The organism is Ruminococcus flavefaciens, from assembly GCF_900119075.1.
Lineage (GTDB): Bacteria > Bacillota > Clostridia > Oscillospirales > Ruminococcaceae > Ruminococcus > Ruminococcus flavefaciens_Q.
This window is the reverse complement of sequence record NZ_FPIP01000004.1, coordinates 1-21147: the sequence shown is the minus strand read 5'-3', so window position 1 is coordinate 21147 and position 21147 is coordinate 1. Positions and strand designations below refer to the sequence as shown.

Here is a 21147-nt window from a genome sequence, read left to right as displayed (position 1 = left end):
TACCACCTTTCCTTGAAAATGTAAAGAGGGTTAATTACAAAGCCATGAGATCGTTAAGTTCCATGCCCGTTACGTACAGGAGATTATCCACCCTGCCGAGTGTTATGTTCTCGGCGGACTTGTCGTACTGGTGCAGTGTCCTCTCACCGACCTGAAGATACGATGCGAGTTCAGCATCGCTAATATCCTTCAGGTTCTGCCAGTAGCGTATACGCGCCCATATGTGCTTATAAAGCGTGATTCTCTGTGCCTTCTTTGCCATTATCCTCACCTCCTCATTAGTTTAATAACTTAAACCAGCAGTCGCCATTATACTCCCTAAGGTATTACCGGTGGATGCCTGCGTATATGTTGCCTGTGGATAAATATTTGATTGCACTTTAATTTGGTTAGATATGTAATTCAAATACTGGTTGAATGCATAAACTAACGGTTCCTCACCATAAGTACTGGCGAGATTGTCAAGTTTTTCGAGAGTCAAGCCGTGTGCCGAAATATCGTACGATTTCAGCGTCCTGACGTTAACCTTCAAGCAGGCAGCAAGGTCCTCATCGGACATTCCAACTGACTTCTGCCATTCTCTAATCGCTAATCATAAATTCTTGGACAGCAGCGGATGTTTGATATAATTCATATTATAACCTCCATATTGATTATATTTGAGAGCGGCGTTAGGCCGCCCTCTAATTCATTTTAATCGTATGAGCCTACGTAGTCTGGGCGGTAGTTTTCGCCCACAATCGCTGAGTTGAGCTGAATGTTCTTCTGATAGTACTCGCTATAAATAGGCCCCAGAACAGCGCAACTAAAGTCAGGAAGCGTTCTGATAACGTTAGCATCGAGCTTGGTAAGTTCAGCTATCGTTTTTACGCCTTCTTCGCCAAGAGGTCTGAAGAATACGTGGGTTCCACAATAAGCGTAGAAGCGACCTATTGGGTCCTTCTTATCAGTGTAATCCTGCGAAGCAAGGATTGCTGACAAGTTAAGCTTTCTTCCACGGCTAAGTATAGCCTCGAGAGTGCAGCCTTTGTAACGATTCAGTGTCTGGAATTCATCCATTATTATTGTAACCTTCTCCTCACGATGAATATCCTTATAGCTGTAGAGCGAGTCCAGAACTATATCAAAGGGGTTAGCATGTTCATTAATATTAGCATTACCGCTTGAAATTACCAGTATCTTTCCTTTAGCAGAGAGGCGATCAGCCCAGCTAAATGGTACATCACTGTACATATTAACCGTGCTGAACAGCGCATTCATCCTTGAACGCAACTTCTTTTCATCTGCGGTTTCACCCATAATAGTTCGCAAGGAGGGTAATTCATAGGTATTATTAATCGGCTTATCTGCAAGCCATTCTCTGACCTTGCTTACGAGAATGAGCTTCTGCATAGGGCCAGTGAGGTGCATGCCTGAAATCAGCAGACTTGATAATCTTTCCACCTTCTGCTGTATATTAGTACAACCTTCGTAGTCCGGAATATTAACCGGGAAGCCATCAGTCGACATATCCCAGAATTCAACGTACTCATCAATGATCTCATCTGGAACCATATGTGCAGACAATTCCTCTCTACAAAAGGCGTTGGTGGGGTCAAGAACAATTACAACATCTCCAGCTTTTGCACGCTGTAACATCTGCATCATGATCCAGTCGGTCTTACCAGAACCTTGTGCACCTGTTACCGCTACAAACGGTGTACCGTGTTTGTAGTCGGTTATTATCTGACCGGCTACCATATCCAAGCGACGATGCTTGATAAACGGGAAAAAGTTATCAATAGGCTTATCCAACTTATGAAACATATCAGATGCTACTGTCATGTCAACTATTCTATTAGCCTCTTCGCTCATAAGGCGCTTCGAAAGTGATACGAAACGCATTTTATTCTTAGCACCATCTGCGCCGTTTACTGTACGTGTCTTCATGTCTTCCCCAGGATTTGCGTAGCAAAGGTCATCAGCTTTTAAGGCCTGAAATACCTTGTTATGGCCAATAGGAACCTCGAACTGAGACAAGATCAGTTCAACAAATAATGGTCTTGTTAAATTAATAGCACCATCGCTACTTATGAAAGCCATATCTGGATTCCAGTAAGGAGGAGAAGAGGCATTTCCAACCTTAAGTCTTCCTGATAATATTACATTGCTAAGAAGTCTAATAATTTCTTTCACTACAACTTTGCTCAGAGTTGATCTGTTATTGACTTCTGTCTGAAGCCAACAAAGCATTTCCTGTATATCTTCATTGTACATGATTCCTTTCATAACAAGCCATTTTGCTGTCGAAAGGAACATAACAGCAGAACTGCTGCGCACTCTGTACGGGAACTTAGCAATCTGTTCTCTTGCTACGCCTATTGCCTCTTTAAGCTCCCTCTTTATAGCATCAGGATTATCCTCTGCATACTTAATAACGCAATGATTAAGTTCCCCCAACACTTTCTGTATCGGAGATATGTCTTCAAACTTGATACTGTTGCTAATTGAGAGCTGATGGAACCAAAATTCGTCAGGAATAGCCCCTGCGCTATCAATGATAAGAATGGGGACTGTCCTTCCAACGCTCTCAGCAAGCGGAGCAGTATGAAGCTGCTTATACATCAATTTGAGAACCTTTTCGAGGTCGTAATATTTATCAACCACAAAATTATGTTGAAAAACAGACGTACAATCTACATTTCTGCTAAGCTCATCCACAATACTTGTCATACGCATATGCGAAAAGATAGGCTCTACAGACCTATGATTTCTGTTCTGGATAACAGCAGTCATGAATCTGGCGGTATCGTCATCTGATGTCTCTATCACCCATGCTCTATCCTGAGTAAGTCCAAGTTCTTTATGCTGAGGCAGCAAGCGGCTCATTACAGATAATACAGTCCCTACCTTAACAGGCAGACTACTTGGACAAGCCTTATGATAGGAATCAGCAATTGTGTCTATAGATTCCCATGTAGGTTCAAGATGAATATCGTTAAATACATTCCTGTGCTTGATTTTAACCAACACAACTATCACTCCTTTACATCGTAGAACAAATCGGACAAGATTGGAATCATGTTTTCAGCTGAAACAAAAACTCTTTTGCCGTCTGGAGTATTATTCCAGCCGGCGTGCGAAGGAAGCGTTAGAAAGAAAACATTGTGGCACATGCTAAGAGCCCTGAGAAAAGACTCATGATAAAAGTCCCTGTTCCTCATAGCAAGCCCCTTCTTCTGGAATTGAGTCTGTTTCCTGAGATCTGTGGAAGTAATTATACCGCCCCAGAAAATAAGCGGCTTCGTAGATCCTTTTAAGAATACAACTAAAGCACGGCATGATCCTGATTCACTGGCATCAACGATAAGACATGCTTCAACAACGAAGCGAGATACAAGTTTATTTGGACCGTTGTTAATACGAACAAACCAGCTACCGTTAATATCGTTAAAAAGCATCTTTACATCCTCGCTGCCTGGATCGTTGTATGTAACATATGGGATGAAATTAGTGCGATTCAATTCCTTACCGTTGTCTTGTATTGTCTCTGTTATGAACGGAGACAGACCTGTAATCTCCACGCCCTTGGTGATAAGATAGTTTTGATTAACCTCCCTGGTAGTATCGAGACGTATCTGTTCTTCGCTCTTCTCAATGATTGGAGCAGCGATTTTAACCGCTTGCTCGTAATCATCGGCCTTAACAACTTTTTCCACGGCTTGCATTATATAATATCTTGCCTCATAATCGACATTCCATCCATCAAGCACTTTTTCCACTGGATCTAAATCTCTCATAGTATCCTCCTTTACTGATTAGAATGAAGCTTCCAAAAAAAGAAAAGCCCCAGGATCAAAAAGATCCTGAGACTATTATACGATATCTGATTTGGTTTTCTCAATTAGGAAATACCATTATTTTTTTACACATAATCAAATCTTTAAACCTAAGGTTGAAAGCAAAGCTTTTTCTTCATCAGTATACACCAGTCCAAAGCAATTGGCGTATAACTTTTTACTGTTTTTGTCAAATGTGCAACTTAGAAGACATTCTCTTCTACTACCATCCCTTTTTTCAATGAAAAAACGAGTAGACAGTTCAACAGGTATCGCTTCCGATTTCTTGTTTGCGTCTATTATACTTTCAGCAATTTGATGTGCTATTTCGTTAAGCTTCATTGTAAGAGTACAAGTATCTTTGATAGAAGTAGAATATTCTGACATCAGTTCTCTGAACATATCATCAAGAATACTGGAATCGTTATGGAATACACTTATCAATATCTCATTTGACCTGAGCAAGTTTTGAAGTACATCAAGAAAGTAAAGCTTATCTTCTGCTACAATAGTTGTATTGGTATTGGTATGTGCAATAGCTGCCTGGTGGAATAAGTACTCATGAGCAGCCTTTAAATACTTCATATTGTGGATACTGAATATGTATTCTTTGAGCTTGAACATCTTTACTTCAGCTTTGTTCTTTTCCATAATCAAATCACGAAGGCCTAAATTGCAGCTGAATCTGGTATCAATTCTGCGAACCCATATATCAACAAGTCCAGGTTTAAGTTCATCGTCACGTTTTTTGATCGCAGACAACAGCGAGTTTTCTCTTTCTGTATGATCAAAATAGTCACAAGGTATATCATAACTATTGCTGTGCTTACTAACATATACGATTTCTTGAATAACTGGTACAAGTATTCCAATCTGAACTTCTGAAGAAAAGTCCATACCTTCTTTTTCCTTTTCAATCCAACGCAATACTGTTTCAAAATTCTCAAAGGCATACTTGTATTTCTTGAAATCTTCATCAGTTATCTCCTGACAATAGGAAAACAGCTTGAAGATATCATTAATTGCATTTGAATCATACGCTAATTGGGGATATTCGGCCAATGATGGAATTGAAGAAATTGATAAAGGTATTTCCTGATATTGCTTAAATAAGTCTATATACTCTTGACTCGGGTTAATGTCAACATCATTAAACTCAGAGAGCCGTATACGATCGAATTCGTAGCATAATCGCTCATGTGATAATAGAATATTGTAGAATGTTTTCATGATACCTTCTGATGGTATATCATTATGAACATCCTTGGAGTCTATCTTATCAAGTAAATTGTCAAGAGCATTGTTAATTCGCTTCAGTTCTTTTAGAGCCATATCAGGATCATCAATAGCCATATCTGATATGACATAGTCATATTGAATAGCTGATAAAGTCTGCCAGAACATTTCTATGTTTTCTATTATGGTTTTACGATCATCAGCATCATCAACTTCCAAGCGTAAATCAGCAATAAGCTCGTTGAAAATATCTCCATACACGCTATAGCTTTCTGAATAATACGTATAAACATTTGACATTCTAGGCTTAGCCAGTACATCTGTAAACTTTACCTTACCATGTGCATTGAAGCTAGATTTGTTTACATAATCAGAAATATCAAATTTCTCAATCCAGTATAACTCCTTTAGCAGCTTCAGCATCTGAAACTTTTCATCTTTAGAACTGGATGCAATTTTTTCAACATCAAAATGAATGCGTGTGTTTAGCTTATTAACTAATCCTGAGCCTTTGCTATCTTTTAGAGCCTGAACAACTCCATCCGGGAATGGTAATTTCTTTACACTCTCTTCATTAGCAATCTCTTTATCAATCTCATCAGCTATCTCTTCAGCAAGATCTTTGATTGTCAATTTACATTCATTTGTCAGTTTTGCGCCTATGTCATATTTCCCCATAAAGTCACCTCAGCACATAGTCTTTTAAGTTAAATGAACTCATGCTAATGATTTAAGCAAATCACTATTTCCGTAGCCAGTTACGTTTTTTCAAAAAATTCATGATAAGCAATGTTCAAAAAGTGCTCATTTCTTACTCTTTTTGGATTTCAAAATTTTCAAAAAGCGTAATCGGACTACCAAATGTGTTTTTTGTGGTAACTCACTCAAAAGCTGAAGGAGAGTTACGATCACTGGGTCCACTTAAATTATATCATATCTCAGCATCGAAGTAAAGGGGCTGATGATAGTTCTCAACTAATGAGAAGAAACTGAATGAAAAAACAGAAGCAATAAGGTAACTAATGAACCGCCCTTACGGGCGGCATAGATTCATGATATTTTTTGTAAAAAAGTATTACTATATGATAATCTGGAGCGAAGCGACCTGTATTCTCAGAGGAGTCTTAGAGGTTCAGAATGGAGTAACATGTATCAATAGAGAAAATTCTTGAGATGGTACATGTGATATGATAGATATGATGGTTCGAGTCTATGTGTACAGTAGCATAGTAACAGTCACAAGTCTCAAGCTCATTCGATTCAACTCACCACTCCGTCCATTCGATCTGTATACTTCTTAGACTTCACTGAGTTGTCTCAAGTCAGATAACAATATCCGCGCCAGATTTATACTATAGTTGAAAGGAAATTTCGTATGAGAAAACCCGAAGAAAAAAAGACCGTACGCAAAACGGTACTTATGACAGAAGCTTTGTCAAATGAAATTGAAGAAGAGGCTAAGGATCGTGGCATTAAACCTAATGCCGTGATGAACGAAAGGCTGAAACATCCTGGAAGCGACAACAAACCGTCATTCATGGCAGCGGTTCAGGACTTCACAAATGAAGCTGTGAAGAAATTGGAAAAATACTCCGAACAGGAAGCAAAAGAACTTGAAAAGGCAGGAAACAAATTATGGACATATTAACTCAGAAGCGTATAACAGATAACGGCGATGGAGCAGGCTACTTCAGACATTGCGTGAATTACGTGTATAAGGATAAGCTTGAACCTGGAGAAAAACTTATACTGACCAAAGGCTATGGCGTATGCGATACCAACCCGAAATATACATACACCCAGATGTATGGAGTGAAGGAGTATTTCGGAAAAACTGGCGATAATCCAGTAATGCACCTTGTTGTGTCATTTGATAAAAACAAGGTGTTTGACTCAATAACAGCCTGCAATCTTACAGAGATAATCGCACAGCACCTGAGAAAGAAGTATCAGGTAATAACAGCTGTTCATTATGAAAATCAGGGTAATTCCCTCTATCATGCGCATTTAGTTGTAAACACTGTTGATATCTACACCGGGATGCTCTATCACAGCGGTATTTACGAACTTGGCCAGTTAGCAATATTCATTCACAACCTGACCGGAAACTTCTGCAAGGCTGTAATCAAATATGAGGATCCCACAAAGTAAAAACAACGTAGAATTGAAGTAAAACAAGAAAAACTATAACTACAATACTGAAAATGAAATCAAACGGCGGTATCTATATTGATATATGAATAGGTCTCCCCGCAAGGGGAGATCGGCTGTTTGATGCTGTTTACTATCAATGGAAATGCCAATATTCTGAAAGAAACTGCTGCTGTGACTAACTGGTTGAGAAAAGCAAAAGGACGCGCTTCCCAGTGTGAAAACGTGTCCTATTTATCGTATGAATCTAATAAAGATACAAGGTCTTGATTAAGGATTTCGCTAATTTTCCATCTTTTATCAAATGCATCAAAAGCTTTTTCAATATAATCTACCGTAGGAGCTACCAAACATACTGGCTCATAACTCCAATTATCATCTTTGCATTTGCGCCAACTCACGATATGTTGAAAAAGGAGCTCAAGCATTCTTTCTACGTCCAGATCCAAGACAACAGGCTCTTTTTTCGCATAATAGTAATAGACCATTCTTAGTGCGCTATATATAAACTTCAGCTTGTATTCCGGACGCATTGTGCTCATTGATGGAAAAGCTTGAAATGTTATTTCTTCACCGTGTTCTTCATGCTTCATTTCCATGCTATAGTCCTTAACAAAGGCCAAATCTTTGGGAAGATACAAATCGGCACCACAGTAATGGTATATAGGTATATGCTGCTTTTTAAGAGAACCACGAATATCTTTGGCATTGATAGTAACTGTTTGTGTACTGGTATCAAGCGTATCTCCAAAGGTCAGAACATAATAGTCCACTCTGTTGTCCGCTTTTTCAAGGAGCTGAATAAACTCATCAAGGATAAACATAACAGGTCTGTTTTCAAAATGAATATTCCTATTGTGGTGGAAGAAAAGGTTCTGAAATGAGGAATGAATGTCTATAAGGACAATAAGCTTATTATCAGCATTTCTCTTGTCAGCTTCAATCTTAATAGCTCTTTTGTATTCGGTAATGCTTGCCATGTGTATGTCCACAGCCTGTTTGAAGCTTGCATAGAAGGTGTGAATTGTTGCATAAGCTGCATTATTGAAGTGATTGCTTAATACCTCGCACATCTCAGTTATTGACTTTTCAGGAATCTTATCTGAGTTGAGAATTGTTTCGCGCCATCTATTGTAATAGGAAAAAGTCCTTTTCTGATGGATTGTACCTAATGATTGATACTTGTTATTCTTAGTCAGATTTGATATATGATCAACTTTGAAGAGTTCAATACCTACAACTGTACCTTTGTCCTTTTTATTTGCAGGAGCAATATAGCGTATAAAATCAGGGCGTTCCTCTGATTTGCGTTCAACATCAACGCCTGACATAAGCATTCCAATGTGTCTGCTATCACCCTTTTGAGAGAGGCAGTTTTGAATAGCAGTATTCAGGCATTGTAGCTCTTTGGCTTTTTTGTCATTTTCTTGCTTATTCATATCCTATACTTTATGACTCAATAAATACCCTTACAAGCCCCTGATGCTTTTCCTCAAGATCCTTCTTGATAGCAGCAGGATTTCTCAGTATTGTATCTGGATCATACACAAAACAGTATATTTTCTCACAGTCTGGGTGCTTCTGGTATTTTTCAATATCAATTATAAGCTCCTCACTGAGTTTTTTATCAGTCATGGAGTCACGGGTTTTCTTTACTTCTATAACGGTTTTTATCTCAGGAATAACAAAGTCTATTCTTACCGAACTGCCTGCATATGACGGTGTCCATTCTTCGGGACGAATATCATCGTAATACAAAGAAAGCAATGAATGCAGTAAATCCTGCACATCGTATTCATCAGTGATTCGTAATGTTTCACGTCCGTCATAGCGCCTTGCAAGCTGGACAGCAACTTTTCTGAAACGTGCGAAGATACGTTCAAGGTCTTTTTCAGTATCTGATACATCAGATTTGTCAGAGCCATCTTCTAATAATTCAGAAAGATAGTTCTGAAAAATGCCTTTTGCAGTAATAAGATCTCGTTTACACTTTTCAATATAGCTGTAATCTGGTGTTCCTATAGTACTAACGCCCAAAGTAAACCTTATCTTTGAAAAGTTATCATACTCAGGGCTATCAGAACCGAAATGATGATACACAAAGCGTTTGGCTTTATCATGCCATACTTTAAACTCAGGAGTACTGCCTTTTACATTATGCTCAATAAGAACATCAATCTCATCGATTATTTCTTTGAGCTTTTCAACATCAGTCATTATATTCTCCTTTTATTGCCTGTTATCTATCTCCCCCAATGCCCTCTCCAGCACATCAGCAATGCGTTTCTGCTCGGCGAGGGGCGGGAGTGGGAGTAGCATTGATGCAAATTCATCAAATTTAAGACTCTCCACTGTTGTCATTGCTTTGACGAGATTTTTCAATATATATGGTTCAAATGCTTTTATAGCAAAATAAAGCCATGGAGATATTGATAAATCGTAAAGTGAAAACGCCTTTAAATCCTGATTGATTGTAGAATTTACGCCTAATACGCATAAAGGTAACATACGTCGAAGAATACCACTTCTTACAACAAGAAGCAATGTACCTGCTGGATAAATCTGCATATTCTCAGCACCTAACTCAGTTATGTGCATTTCTGAATCATTTATAATGCGTGTCTTCATATCTTTTGAAGTTACCCACGGAATGTCACCGTCCCAATATGCAGGTTCAGCCATTGAAGGTGTTTTACCGCTACTGAAAGTACCAAGTGAACTCAACCTCACCCACATCCAATTCTCCGGAATCTCGAAAGGCACTTCCTCAGGTGAGACAGGCGGCAGGGGCTTTTCCTTTTTGAGCTTGCCTTCCTTGATGAGCTTTTGTTTCTCCGCCTGTATCTGCTGATAGAGCTCCTGAGCGCTGCCGTCGGAGGGGAGCTGTTTTGTGAGCTTGCCTTGAATGCCTGCGGTAATGAGTTTTGCTTTGAGTATCTGCGAATCTGCGGAGTATTTCTCCTGTGCCTCGTCAATGGTATCGAGTAAACGGAATATCTCCTCAACTCGCTCAACTATACGCTTTTGCTCGGCGAGGGGTGGCAGTGCAATTAAGGTATTCTCGAAAACGCCTTTTGTAACATGCTGAAGTCCAGCGCTACCGTGTACATGTTCAAATAAAGAACTAACTCTATGGTTTAATGCATACATAAAAAAAGTTTTATAAATGCAATTCTCATTAAATACTAATTTGAAGATGTGTTGATTTAATACGGCTTCCTTAGCCTTCCATATATGAGCACCAAAGGAAGTTCCAGGTGTTCCTGACCATGCGAATAATAGTTCTCCACCGTAAAGATGATATTCATCTTCGATTGGTTTGTCATAATGGTTATAAGGCGCATTATCATTATTCAAGTTTTGTATTCTAACTATTGGAAGTCCATTGTTCGACCAATCAGAAGGTTTAAATGCTTTTCCGTTGAATAATGATGTCAGTTCCTTAACCCTAACCCATTTCCAATTTCTCGGAATATCAAACGGAATTTCTTCGCTCTTTATAGGCGGTAACGGCTTTTCTTTTATCAGCTTCTGCTTTTCAGCCTGTATCTGCTGATATAAATCCTCCGCAGTACCGTCACTCGGAAGCTGCTCTGTCAGCTTGCCCTGTATGGCAAGGTCAAGGATACGGCTTCTCAGTGCTTTTGTATCTATCACAGGCTTATCCCTCCAAGTATCTCCCTCAGAGAAGCCAGAGCGTTATTGATAACGTCAGCCTGCGCCTGCATATCACCGATTATCTCGTCAACAGAGCGCTCGTCCTCCTCGGTAAAGTCTATCCACTTGAAGTTCAGGTCCTCACGCTGACTTACTTCCTCAGCGCTGAAACATCTCCACCTGCCGTTTGGGTTATCCTCGGTGCAGGTAGGCTTTCTGTCCTGCATATGATCTGCACAGTAGCACTCCACGAACTCGTCAAGGTGAGCCCTGGTCATAGGCTTTGTAGCCATTGTGTGCTTGACGTCGGTGCGGTAGTCATATACCCATATATCCTTTGTAGGCTTGCCCTTGTCGAAGAACAGCACGTTTGTCTTTACGCCATTTGCGTAGAATATGCCTGTGGGAAGTCTCAGGATAGTATGCAGGTTGTAATTCTTCATCAGCTTGTCACGGACCTTCTTTGTAGCGCCTCCGTCCGTGAGAACGCTGTCAGGCAGAACCACGCCAACACGTCCGCCTGTCTTTACGATAGACATGATATGCTGTAAGAAGTTTACCTGATTATCGGAAGTCTCTATGAATCCGCGTCCGTCGAAGTCAATGGCAACACTGCCCTGAGGACGGGTTCCGAAAGGCGGATTAGTGATGATAACGTCATAAAGCTTGTCCGAGGTATCAAGCAGGGAGTCCTGATATACTATCGGACTTTTCTTTGTGCCTATATCGTGCAGATACAGGTTCATCGAAGCTAACGTCACAACGAGAGAGGTATTATCCGCACCGAAAAGAGCGTCATTCTTGAGGAACTTCTGCTTTTCGGAGTCCTTGCTCTGCTTCTTCATATGGTCATAAGCCGCCAGCAGGAATCCGCCCGTACCGCAGCACGGATCGGCAACAGTCTCTGTTATCTTAGGATCAACAACGTCCACGATAGCTGAGATAAGCGCTCTTGGCGTGAAGTACTGACCTGCTCCGCTCTTCTTGTCCTGTCCGTTCTTTTCAAGTATGCCCTCATAGATAGCACCTTTGAAGTCGCCGTCCATAAGGTACCAGTTTTCCTCAGATACCATATCAAGCACCTTTTTGAGCATAACGGGACGGTCTATCTTGTTTGTAGCTCTTGTGAAGATAGTACCGATAAGACCTTTCTCATCGGAGAGAGTTTTCAGTATCTCCTCATACTTCTTAACGAGATCATCGCCGTTCTCCTTGATAAGAGCCTTCCACTTGCAGTCCTCGGGAATGGAACTGCCGAGACCGAATTCTTCCTTTTCATCATCCATTTTCAGGAACAGGATATATGTGAGCTGGGTTATGTAGTCGGTAAATCCAACGCCTGCCGAGGACATAACGTTTGCTATGTCCCATACCTTTTTGAGCAGTGCCGATTCTGTTTTCTGGTTTGCCATATATTAAGCCGCCTTTAGTAATATTCTTGATAATGCCGTAATTTCCTCGCCGAACAGCTGAGGCTTTCCGAATACACGGATGCCCTGTCGCCAGAGGTCGGCATCTATGTCATTGAGTTCTGCCGCAGTGATAGCACCGTCATTGACGATGAATTCAGCTATCTGCCGCATAACGTCTGTCTGGTCGGGAGTAAGATCACGCTGCGTCTGACCGCAGTACAGGTTGAAACGCTGCACAAAGCCGTTCATAAGGCTGGTCAGCTTCGGATTCTTCTTGTATGCGTACCTCACAAGCTGTATCAGGTTCGTGAGAGCCTTAGCATTAGCCCTGACATCGAGCTCGTCCACGCTTGACGAATCAAGCGTCCTGTAATACTTCCACAGCTGCGGAGCGCTGAAATGACTGCTCTCAGACAGGAGCCTGTCACGCAGGTCTGCAAGCATGGAGTGTGTTATCAGCGTATCTTCCGAGTTGTAGATAATACGCAGAGCCTCGATGCTGTCCTTGTTGTCGTTTATGTATTTCTCGAAGTTCTCGGTATAAGTCTTGGCAGTCTCTTTTGAGAAGCCTGCACTAATAAGAGTATCGGGATCTTCGTCTGTAGTCAGTATGTAGCCCTGACGCAGTTCAAGCAGCTTTTTCCTTGCAGGGATATTGCTGATGAGCCTGTCTATAAGCGCCATACGGATATTATTATCATCGGAAGGACTGTTGAACGGCGGAAGCTGACCGCTGTCAAATGCCTCCTGTATTGATACAGCAAGATCTTTAGGTGAATAGCCGAAGTTGTCGATGAAGTATTGCAGGTGATGCCCGAAGAAGATGTTATTCTCATAACGCCGATTTATCATAGCGCAGATGTTACGAAGCGTGAGCAGGTTCTCATCACTCAGCTCATTATGAGACAGCCTTTCGAGAAGCTGTTCCAGTGTGATTTTTCTGATAAAAGGACCGGGTCCGGGGCCAGGCCCCGGAATATTCTTATCATGTTCAGTTACGCCGATAGCATCGACGATGTAGTAGCATTCCTTGGTATCTGCGTTGGGAGTGACCTCACGCAGCTTATCGTCAGTAATGACACGGCAGCCGCGTCCCTTCATCTGCGTATACAGCACCTCAGACATAACGTCCTTCATGAACAGAACTACTTCAAGAGGCTTTACGTCTGTACCGGTAGCTACAAGAGTAACGGTAACAGCTATACGGAAATCCTTCTCGTTCCTGAGATCACGGATAAGAGCATTGGAATCCTCAGAGGAGTAGGTTATCTTCTGAACAAAATGCTCAGGGACTTCCTCGTTAGGGAACTCACACTTGAATACGTCCTTTACCGCTTCCACTATCTCTGTAGCGTGGTTATCGTTCTTGGCGAAGATAAGCGTCTTGGGTACATATTCCCATGACTTCTCACGCTCAGGATAAAGGTCTGTAAATATTGATTTCTTATAGGCTTCAAGAACCTGACATATCTGCTGACGGTTTACTATGGACCTGTCCAGCAGATTGTTTTCATACTCTTTGTCCTTATCAATGACATATGTTGTATCCGAACCTGTTCTTCGCGCTTTCTCAGTAACAGTTGTACCTTCTTCAAGAGAACCGCCATGCTCTGTGACTTCAGTCATGATGCGATACACGCGGGCAGGTACATTAACGCCGTCAACAACCGAGTGTTCATATGTATAGTTCTCTACAATATTTTTATCAAAATATGCATATGCCTCTTCTGTTGGAGTTGCAGTAAGTCCAAGGATATTAGCACCCTTGAAATAGTCAAGGACAGCTCTCCATTTACCATATATTGAGCGATGACACTCGTCTACAATTATAAGCTGGAAATAGTCCGGAGGGATGGTAAGGTCATCGCCAAGCTGAATAACAGTATCGTCTTTCTTTTCAGCAGCTTCTGCGAGACGTTCATCCTCTGCATCTTCATCATCATCACTTACTGCCTGTCCGGTCATGATAGCGAACAGCTTCTGAATAGTAGAAATGACGATATCTCCCTTTATATCGCCCTCATGTCTGAGCCTTTTGATGTCGTAAAGAGCGTTCATCTCTTTTTTATTCTCAGTCATATTGAACTGACTGAACTCGCTCTCGGTCTGCCTTGCAAGGTTATTTCTGTCTACAAGGAACAGTATACGCTTAGTGGAAGTGTAGTTGAGCAGACGGTAGCTTGCGAGACAAGCAAGGTAGGTCTTGCCACTGCCGGTAGCTAATACTGCCAGATTCTTTTTCTTTCCGTTCTTAATGGACTTCTCAAAGTTGAGTTCTGCGTTAAACTGGCAATCTCTGAGAGACTGCTTCTCAAGTTTAGGCAAAGCTCCATACTCAGAAGAACGCTTAATCAGGCGAAGCATTTCCTTTGGAGTATGCATCGTATCAATTTCAATGTAGTCTTCATCCCCGGATAGAAGGTTCTTAAACAGTATCTTCTCACCGTTTGACATATATACCAGCGGAATGAAGTTATCTTCCCACAATCCATACCATGAAAGTGGCGTGCGAGCATAATTCTCAGCCTGAGATTCGACATCTTCTCCAAGGGGATTATCGGCTCTCTTTGCTTCCAGAACGGCAATAGCCTTATTATCTATGAAAAGAAGATAATCGCTTTCTTTATTGCCCTGAGTCAGGGCTTCTCTGATAGCAGAAGTTGTCTGCGGAACATACTCGTCCCTGTCAACGACATACCAGCCGGCTCTATTGAGTTTTTCATCGATTTTTACACGAGCTTTCTCTTCTGGGAGCATAGTCATACCACCTTTCGGAAGATAATATACCTATATACATTATATCAATAATTGCTCAATTAGTCAATCAGCAGACTAAAAAGTTTAAACAATCTTTACGAATTGAATATATGAAAGCCGGGGCATTAAGCCCCGACAGTTATTTGCTTTTTATGCAATTCATATCTTGACGAGACATGACATATGTGCTATAATAAATCAGAACATATATTCTGTTTTACACTGATAGGAGGTGATCTTCATGTGTATGTCTTTAAGAATAGAACCAAGAGAAATGGCTGAAGTTCTCATAAAGGTACGGAAAATGGCTTTGGCTCAGGAGATGTCGGTTAAGCTCGGTAAGAGCCTTATCATGTCAGGAGACCTTTATCCAGCAGATATAGCTCCTGTTCTTGCGCCCAACAAGTATGGGAATATGGCTATATTTCCAATGGCATGGGGATTTACGTATAAAGCTACGCCTAAGCCTCTTGCCAACTGCCGCGTCGAGACCGCTGACAGTAAACCTTTGTGGCGGGATTCATGGTACAGGAGAAGGTGTGTTATTCCTGCATCATGGTATTATGAATGGGGATATCCAGTATATGAGGACGATTGCCGTAGCATGATCGAGCATCGCAATACTAAGAAGGTCAAATTCGCCATACAGACCGAGGGGTCAGACAGAACATATATAGCAGGACTTTATAGATATGAAGAGCATAGTGGTATGCAGACACCTATGTTTTCTATACTAACGCGAGAAGCAGCAGGTACTGTCAAAGATATTCATGATCGTATGCCACTTATACTGGATAAGGAAAACGTAAAGGAATGGATACGCCCTAACGGAGATCCCAGTACTATAGTTGAGAAGGCACTGTCCAATATGGTATTCGAGAGAGCAGTTGATTATCCTCGGTTTCCACCTGAGACCATTACAGCATGAGGAGTCGGCAATGCCGACTCCGTTTCATTTCAAAAGGATGTCGTTCATATTTGCAATAGCGTGAGAACTGATTATAGATAATGGTGGGGCGTTTGCCCCCCACCTAAACTATTATTATATCAAATCAGAACGCCAAACTTTCACTTCTGCTCAGAAAACCAAAATTTTATTATATCATAACAGATATTCAAAAATTCATTTCTGCATCGTTTCAAAAAGAAAAAGAGCCATTGCTATGTCAGCAACAGCTCTGTATACTTGTTTATGGTGACAGAACGAACTTCTTTACATACCCACTCACATCGACACCGCTTTCCATGTACCTGAGCAGAATCTCCGCACAAGCGTGAGCATCGCTGTCCGCCTTGTGATGGTCGAGGGCGATGCCGTAGTGATCGCACATCACATTGAGGTTATGCTTCATATCGGGAAGGATGCGCCTGCCGATCTGGACTGTACAAAGGTATTCCACACTCGGTTTCCATGTAATACCGTAGTTTCGCAGGCAGGAGCGCAGGACACTCATATCAAAGACAGCGTTATGGGCAACGAGGATACCCTTGCTCATAATTGGCTCTATCTTCTTCCAAAGCTCCGCAAAGTTCGGAGCACCTTTGACCTTATCAGCATCTATACCCGTGAGCTGTGTATTGAAGCTATCGAAATGCGTTTCGGGATTAACAAGCGAAAAGTAGTTCGCAACGATCTTGTTATCCTTTATCGCTGTTATTCCTATCGCACTCATACGGTCGTTCGCATGATTAGGTGTTTCAACGTCAAACACGATATAGACTGCCATTTCACATCACTCCTCTTGCAGTGGCTCTCAGGATAATTATACCATACCACGGGCGAAAGGTCAATCGGCAGGAAAAGAAAAAGCCCTCATTGCTGAGAGCTTTTCTATCATCTACTTTGAACCCATTGGATTCAAAGTCAGAATTATTTTACAGGCTTTCTTTTACCTGTTATGCTTTCGACCTCAAGGGCATATACAAGCGTTCTCGGTATCGCCGCCGTGCTGAACGGCATATCTTTTCCGTCATGATAATGTGCCATGAGCAGTTTCAGCGCAGGCAGTTTTTCTTCTTCCGACAGGATACGGATATGCCCTCTGCCGATCACACTTTCGTATGCCATCGTGCAGTAGCCCTTATCCTCAAAGTATTGCAGCTCATGCTTGCAGTCCATTTCAAATGATGCTCTATTATCCTTCCGGATAAGCCCGACCTTGTAGCCCTCCAAAGCACTATGAAAATAGAGCGTGATCTTATCTCCGTTCACCGCCATACCGAAATTCAGCGGCAGAATGTACGGAAAGCCGTCATCATTCAGAGCCAGTCTGCATACATCGCAGTTTTTCATGATCTCTATGATCTCGCTGAGATCGGTCACTTCACGGTCTTTTCTTCTCATAAGCCGAAAATCCTCATATCCTCGTCAACGGTTGTAATTCCTGCAATGCCGAAGCTGTCTACAAGAACCTTTGCCACATTCGGAGACAGGAACGCAGGCAGTGTCGGTCCGAGGTGAATATTCTTCACTCCGAGATACAGCAGCGCAAGGAGAACGATGACTGCTTTCTGCTCATACCAAGCGATATTATAAACAATAGGCAGATCATTTACATCATCAAGCCCGAATACCTCTTTCAGCTTCAGAGCAATCAACGCCAGAGAATAAGAATCATTGCACTGTCCTGCATCGAGAACTCTCGGAATACCGCCGATGTCGCCTAAGTCGAGCTTGTTATACTTGTACTTTGCACAGCCTGCGGTGAGAATAACTGTATCTTTTGGCAACTTCTCAGCAAATTCCTGATAGTAGCTTCTGGACTTAGCTCTGCCGTCACAGCCTGCCATGACTACGAATTTGCGGATAGCCCCCGATTTTACAGCTTCTACAACTGTATCGGCAAGTGCAAATACCTGTTCATGGGCAAAGCCGCCGACAATAGAGCCTGTTTCGATCTCGGCAGGCGGAGGACATTTCTTAGCCTGTTCGATGATCGGTGAAAAGTCCTTGACTTCGCCGTAAGGTGCGTCAATATGCTTACAGCCCGGATAGCCTGCGGCACCTGTTGTCCAAAGTCTGTCCTTGTAGCTGTCCTTCGGCGGAACGATGCAGTTTGTGGTCATCAGCACCGGACCGTTAAAGCTCTCAAATTCCTCTTTCTGCTTCCACCACGCATTGCCGTAGTTTCCTGCGAAATGCGGATACTTTTTGAAGAACGGATAATAATGCGCAGGTAGCATTTCCGAGTGCGTATAAACATCAACTCCCGTATCCTTTGTCTGCTCAAGGAGCATTTCAAGGTCTTTCAGATCGTGACCTGAGATCAGTATTGCAGGATTTTTGCGGACACCGATATCAACTGTCGTGATCTCAGGATTGCCGTATGCTGTAGTATTTGCAGCATCAAGGTCAGCCATACCCTGAACGCCGTACTTGCCGACTTCCAGCGTGAGAGCCACAAGGTCATCGACCGACAGACTGTCATCAAGTGTTTTAGCAAGAGCCAACTGTAAGAAAGCATCAAGCTCCTCATCATCATTCAGCAGAGCGTTTGCGTGTTTTGTATATGCCGCAAGTCCTTTCAGGCCGTAGGTTATCAGCTCACGCAGAGAGCGTATATCCTCATTCTCTGTTGCAAGTACGCCGACAGTCTTTGCTTTCTTGGTATAGTCCGAACCGTTCCAAAGAGCTGCTTCGGGGAGTGATTCTTTATTCTGCACCTCTCCGAGCAATTCTTCTTTGACTGCAAGTGTTTCAGTAACCTTAGCGGTAATGCTGTCGAGATCGAAATTTGCATTGGTGATCGTGATAAACAGGTTCACGCTGATAAGATGATTGACAGCCTTATCGACTGCCTGTCCCTCTGCACGGAGCTGAGTTGTCAACGCAGACAGCCCCTTTGTAACGTACACAAGCAAGTCCTGCATTGCTGCGACTTCGGGTTGTTTACCGCAGACACCGCAAGCGGTACAACCTTTACAGCCCGCTGTTTCCTGACACTGATAGCAAAACATTTTCTGTTCCATGATATATTCCTCCATTATTTTCTTATCTCAACGATACTGCCGTCCGGCGATATAACAGCGACTTTAAGCGGAATGTCCTTGCCGCTTGCTTCGATTGCTTTTTTTATCGCATACTCCATACCGCCGCAGCACGGCACTGTCATTCTTGTGAGGGTAATACTCTTTATATCGTTATTTCTGAATATCTCCGTCAGCTTTTCAGCGTAATCAACGGCATCGAGCTTCGGACATCCGATGAGCGTAATCTTCCCACGGATAAAATCATGGTGGAAGTTTCCGTAGGCGTAAGCCGTGCAATCAGCAGCGATAAGCAGATCTGCACCGTTGAAGTAAGGTGCGTTTGTGGGCAGTAGCTTTATTTGTATGGGGAATTGTCTCAGACAGCCCAGAACATGAACATCGCTGTCAGCTTCCTTCGGTGTGAAGCTTTGCAAAGCCGAGCTGGGGCAAGTGAAACCCGCGCAGGCAGACTTCTTCTGCTTGTTTGCCTGAACAGCCTTCTCGTCATAAGCTGCAGCTTCACGCTCGGTGAAGTGGATAGCGTCCGCAGGACAGGCAGGGAGACAATCCCCAAAGCCGTCGCAGAAATCGTCACGCATGAGCTTTGCCTTGCCGTTTACGATAGCAATAGCTCCCTCATGGCAAGCCTTCGCACAAAGCCCACAGCCATTGCATTTGTCTTCGTCTATCTCAATGATTTTCCGTATCATAGCCATACCTCCTTGACTTTCTGTATCCATTATAGTATAATCAAAGGAGAAAGTATGTTGTAATTACAACATTTTGGGAGAAAAATATGGATATTTCAGTTTTGCATAATTCGATACTGTTCAAGGGCTTTGATGATACCGAAATATCTGAGCTTCTGAAAGCCCTTAATGCAGCCGAAAAGAAATATAAGAAAGGTACGATGATCTTTTCTTCGGGAGAGATCACCGATAAACTATGCTTTGTGACCGCAGGCAGCGTTACCGTGGAGAGCAACGATATGTGGGGAACCCGCACGATTCTCAACCTTGTGGGCGAGGGGCAGTTCTTTGCGGAGAGCTATGCACTCCTGTCTGATGTGCCTATGCTGGTCGATGTCTGCGCCGCTGAGGATTGCACTGTTGTTTTTCTGAGCATGAAGTCGCTCGCTGACCTCAACGATACGATAAGGGCGAGACTTCTTGCAAATCTTCTCACTATCACCACAAGAAAAAATCTGCACCTATCGAGCCGGAGCTTTCATACTGCTCCGAGACAGGTGCGTGGACGTATTATGGCGTATCTTAATACCGTATCGGTTCAGAAGCATTCCCGTGAGTTTGATATACCCTTTGACCGTCAGCAGCTTGCGGACTACCTCAATGTGGAACGCTCTGTGCTATCAAATGAATTGAGCAAGATGCAGAGGAACGGACTGATACGATGCAGTAAGAACCATTTTGAGATCATATAACATAAGCGCAGATGACCAATTTTAGCCATCTGCGCTTTTTTATGCTCCTGTTTTTTCAAAGCCTTTCAAGACCTGTTTATCCGAGAACGAGGACAGCTTCCCGTCCGACCATTCTATGAAAACATTGTACATTTCGTCTATGTAAATAATCGTTGCCGTAGAGCCGATCTCCGATGGAGTTCATTACAATGTAAGGTAAATAGAGGGCCGCCCTTCATCAGGGCGGCATTCAGATATTTTACACTAAGGCACATCATTACGACTTTTTCGTATAGCAAATAGAATACACGCTCCGATCAAAACACCGTTTGTATTTAGTATCACGTCATCAATATCTGTATGCCTTTCTGTACATAACAACTGGGAAAGCTCAATAAAGATAATAAAAAAAATACCGGCAAACACAGTTTTTTTGATACTATCGAGCTTTCTAAAACAGATAGGCCATACTATTCCTACTGGTATAAACATTGCTATGTTCCCTATAATATTGATAAGCCATCCATCATATCTGTCAAAGAGAAAAAAGAACGGGATTAAACTTATCATGTCAGACAATGTAGTTGAAAATTCAATCGTTAGAGTACCTATTTTCCCGTCAACAAAATGTAACGGGAAGTATACAAATCTTGCAATAACTACAAGGCATATGTATACAAGAAGCATCTGAAGTTCGCGTTTTACTGAAAACTTCTTGAATCTGATC

General features: G+C 42.2%; 19 protein-coding genes. 4 read left to right on the top strand and 15 right to left on the bottom strand.

Annotated features, from left to right (window positions below; genetic code table 11):
- Positions 1-34: 34 nt before the first annotated feature.
- The 5 genes from BT105_RS07120 to BT105_RS07100 form a co-directional block, all read right to left on the bottom strand.
- Positions 35-262 (bottom strand): hypothetical protein, encoded by a 228-nt coding sequence (locus tag BT105_RS07120; RefSeq protein WP_072300085.1) that lies wholly within the window; start codon positions 260-262, stop codon positions 35-37.
- A gap of 21 nt (positions 263-283) precedes the next feature.
- Positions 284-559, bottom strand: coding sequence for a hypothetical protein (locus BT105_RS07115; protein ID WP_072300084.1), 276 nt, complete (start codon positions 557-559; stop codon positions 284-286).
- Between the two features lie 134 nt (positions 560-693).
- Positions 694-3012: a type IV secretory system conjugative DNA transfer family protein gene (locus BT105_RS07110; protein WP_072300083.1), complete on the bottom strand. Its 2319-nt coding sequence runs from the start codon at positions 3010-3012 to the stop codon at positions 694-696.
- A gap of 5 nt (positions 3013-3017) precedes the next feature.
- Positions 3018-3779, bottom strand: coding sequence for a hypothetical protein (locus BT105_RS07105; protein WP_072300082.1), 762 nt, complete (start codon positions 3777-3779; stop codon positions 3018-3020).
- A 135-nt stretch (positions 3780-3914) separates the two neighbouring features.
- Positions 3915-5732 carry a hypothetical protein gene (locus BT105_RS07100; protein ID WP_072300081.1) on the bottom strand — a complete coding sequence of 606 codons (1818 nt, stop codon included), beginning with the start codon at positions 5730-5732 and terminating at the stop codon, positions 3915-3917.
- Between the two features lie 697 nt (positions 5733-6429).
- Here BT105_RS07100 and BT105_RS07095 point away from each other — a divergent pair.
- Together BT105_RS07095 and BT105_RS07090 are read left to right on the top strand one after the other, a co-directional pair.
- Positions 6430-6702, top strand: a complete 273-nt coding sequence (locus BT105_RS07095; protein WP_072300080.1) for a hypothetical protein — start codon at positions 6430-6432, stop codon at positions 6700-6702.
- Entirely contained in the window at positions 6690-7205 is a 516-nt protein-coding gene (locus BT105_RS07090; protein WP_072300079.1) for a relaxase/mobilization nuclease domain-containing protein, read from the top strand. Before BT105_RS07095 ends, BT105_RS07090 begins: the two co-directional genes overlap by 13 nt.
- Before the next feature lie 230 nt (positions 7206-7435).
- On the opposite strand, the gene BT105_RS07085 is transcribed toward BT105_RS07090, so the two are convergent.
- The 5 genes from BT105_RS07085 to BT105_RS07065 are packed head-to-tail and all read right to left on the bottom strand — an operon-like array spanning position 7436 to position 15031.
- Positions 7436-8644 carry a hypothetical protein gene (locus tag BT105_RS07085; protein WP_072300078.1) on the bottom strand — a complete coding sequence of 403 codons (1209 nt, stop codon included), beginning with the start codon at positions 8642-8644 and terminating at the stop codon, positions 7436-7438.
- Between the two features lie 10 nt (positions 8645-8654).
- Positions 8655-9422 carry a PD-(D/E)XK nuclease domain-containing protein gene (locus tag BT105_RS07080; RefSeq protein ID WP_072300077.1) on the bottom strand — a complete coding sequence of 256 codons (768 nt, stop codon included), beginning with the start codon at positions 9420-9422 and terminating at the stop codon, positions 8655-8657.
- Positions 9423-9434: 12 nt separating this feature from the next.
- Entirely contained in the window at positions 9435-10862 is a 1428-nt protein-coding gene (locus BT105_RS07075) for a restriction endonuclease subunit S (RefSeq protein ID WP_072300076.1), read from the bottom strand.
- A complete protein-coding gene (locus BT105_RS07070) occupies positions 10859-12274 on the bottom strand; it encodes a type I restriction-modification system subunit M (RefSeq protein ID WP_072300075.1) in 1416 nt (471 codons plus the stop codon). Before BT105_RS07070 ends, BT105_RS07075 begins: the two co-directional genes overlap by 4 nt.
- Positions 12275-12277: 3 nt before the next feature.
- Positions 12278-15031 (bottom strand): DEAD/DEAH box helicase family protein, encoded by a 2754-nt coding sequence (locus BT105_RS07065; protein WP_072300074.1) that lies wholly within the window; start codon positions 15029-15031, stop codon positions 12278-12280.
- Positions 15032-15278: 247 nt separating this feature from the next.
- Here BT105_RS07065 and BT105_RS07060 point away from each other — a divergent pair, with 247 nt between their 5' ends.
- Entirely contained in the window at positions 15279-15959 is a 681-nt protein-coding gene (locus tag BT105_RS07060; protein WP_242940099.1) for an SOS response-associated peptidase, read from the top strand.
- A gap of 262 nt (positions 15960-16221) precedes the next feature.
- On the opposite strand, the gene BT105_RS07055 is transcribed toward BT105_RS07060, so the two are convergent.
- The 4 genes from BT105_RS07055 to BT105_RS07040 all read right to left on the bottom strand — a co-directional run bounded on the left by BT105_RS07055 (position 16222) and on the right by BT105_RS07040 (position 19710).
- Entirely contained in the window at positions 16222-16758 is a 537-nt protein-coding gene (locus BT105_RS07055) for a 3'-5' exonuclease (RefSeq protein WP_072300072.1), read from the bottom strand.
- A 143-nt stretch (positions 16759-16901) separates the two neighbouring features.
- Positions 16902-17375 (bottom strand): pyridoxamine 5'-phosphate oxidase family protein, encoded by a 474-nt coding sequence (locus BT105_RS07050; RefSeq protein WP_072300071.1) that lies wholly within the window; start codon positions 17373-17375, stop codon positions 16902-16904.
- Complete coding sequence (gene hcp, locus BT105_RS07045; protein ID WP_072300070.1) at positions 17372-19000, bottom strand: hydroxylamine reductase; 1629 nt, start codon at positions 18998-19000, stop codon at positions 17372-17374. The genes BT105_RS07050 and hcp overlap by 4 nt, the downstream gene beginning before the upstream one ends.
- Before the next feature lie 14 nt (positions 19001-19014).
- On the bottom strand, positions 19015-19710 hold the full coding sequence (locus BT105_RS07040) for an ATP-binding protein (RefSeq protein ID WP_072300069.1): 696 nt from the start codon (positions 19708-19710) through the stop codon (positions 19015-19017).
- 86 nt (positions 19711-19796) lie between these two features.
- Here BT105_RS07040 and BT105_RS07035 point away from each other — a divergent pair, with 86 nt between their 5' ends.
- A complete protein-coding gene (locus BT105_RS07035) occupies positions 19797-20441 on the top strand; it encodes a Crp/Fnr family transcriptional regulator (protein WP_072300068.1) in 645 nt (214 codons plus the stop codon).
- Between the two features lie 243 nt (positions 20442-20684).
- Here BT105_RS07035 and BT105_RS07030 read toward each other — a convergent pair.
- Positions 20685-21147, bottom strand: a 463-nt coding sequence (locus tag BT105_RS07030; RefSeq protein ID WP_072300067.1) for a VanZ family protein, incomplete at its 5' end; no start/stop codon positions are given.